This window comes from Rhizobium skierniewicense Ch11, from assembly GCF_023757665.1.
In the GTDB taxonomy this organism is placed as follows: domain Bacteria; phylum Pseudomonadota; class Alphaproteobacteria; order Rhizobiales; family Rhizobiaceae; genus Agrobacterium; species Agrobacterium skierniewicense.
Genome location: NZ_RXPG01000028.1, coordinates 1 through 1,540, shown reverse-complemented (window position 1 = coordinate 1,540; position 1,540 = coordinate 1). Strand labels below are relative to the sequence as shown.

General features: G+C 60.9%; 1 pseudogene. It reads right to left on the bottom strand.

The annotated features are described in order from the left end of the window. Positions 1 to 1,540, bottom strand: a pseudogene (locus EKM04_RS16610) (beta strand repeat-containing protein); the annotation flags it as partial.

The following is a 1,540-nucleotide window of genomic DNA, read 5'->3' as shown; positions in this document are numbered from 1 at the left end:
AAGCTGTGCGGATGTGACGGCACCGATCTGTGCTGTCGAGAGCTTTGCGACCTGAGCGGCGCTGAGGGCTGCAAAGTTAGCTGTCGAGAGCGAAGCCAGTGTCGAGGAGTCGATACCGGAGAGGGAAGCGACGCTGAGGGCTGCAATCTCGGCTGTGTCGAAGCTGTTGAGTTCGGCAGAGCTGAGGGTTGCGACCTGTGCAGCGGTCAGGGCAGCAGCCTGTGAGGTGGTGAGGGCTGCGATGTTGCCTGAGGTGAAGGCCTGCAGTTGATCGGTGGACAATGCGACCAGTTGCTTGTTGGAGAGGGCGGCGACCTGCTCCGTCTTCAAAGTTGCGATAGAGGATGTCGTGATAGCCGCGACCTGATTTGCCGTCAGGGCCTTGATCTGGTCGGTTGTGAGTTCCTGGATCTGGTCGGACTTGAGCGATGCGATCTGTGCTGTGCTCAGTGTTGCGACCTGTGTTGCACTGAAGGCCGTGAGGGCCGCCGTGGTGAGGCCTGCGACGGCATCGGTTGTCATGCCGGACAGAGCGCTTGCGGTCAGAGCCTTGATCTCGGCTGTTTCGAAGCTGTTGAGTTCAGCAGAGCTGAGGGTTGCGACCTGTGCGGCGGTGAGAGCAGCGGCCTGCTTTGTCGTCAGGGCTGCGATGTTGTCGGAGCTGAAGGACTGAAGCTGGTCGGTTGTCATGGCAGCGATCTGGGTTGGAGCGAATGCTGCAACCTGGGTGCTGTCGAGAGCCGCCAGGGCCGATGTCGTGATGGTCTTGATCTGTGCTGCAGACAGTCCTGCGATCTGGCCTGTGGTCAGAACGTCAAGCTGTGCGGATGTGACGGCCCCGATCTGTGCTGTCGAGAGCTTTGCGACCTGCGCGGCGCTGAGGGCCGCAAAGTTGGCTGTCGAGAGGCTCGCCAGTGTCGAGGAGTCGATACCGGAGAGGGAGGCGACGCTGAGGGCTGCAATCTCGGCTGTGTCGAAGCTGTTGAGCTCGGCAGAGCTGAGGGTTGCGACCTGTGCAGCGGTCAGGGCACCAGCCTGTGAGGTGGTGAGGGCTGCGATGTTGCCTGAGGTGAAGGCCTGCAGTTGATCGGTGGACAATGCGACCAGTTGCTTGTTGGAGAGTGCGGCGACCTGCTCCGTCTTCAAGGTTGCGATCGAGGATGTCGTGATAGCCGCGACCTGATTGGCCGTCAGGGCCTTGATCTGGTCGGTTGTGAGTTCCTGGATCTGGTCGGACTTGAGCGATGCGATCTGTGCTGTGCTCAGTGTTGCGACCTGTGTTGCACTGAAGGCCGTGAGGGCCGCCGTGGTGAGGCCTGCGACGGCATCGGTTGTCATGCCGGACAGAGCGCTTGCAGTCAGAGCCTTGATCTCGGCTGTTTCGAAGCTGTTGAGTTCTGCAGAGCTGAGGGTTGCGACCTGTGCGGCGGTCAGGGCAGCGGCCTGCTTTGTCGTCAGCGCGGCGATGTTGTCGGAGCTGAAGGACTGAAGCTGGTCGGTTGTCATGGCAGCGATCTGGGTTGGAGCGAATGCTGCAACC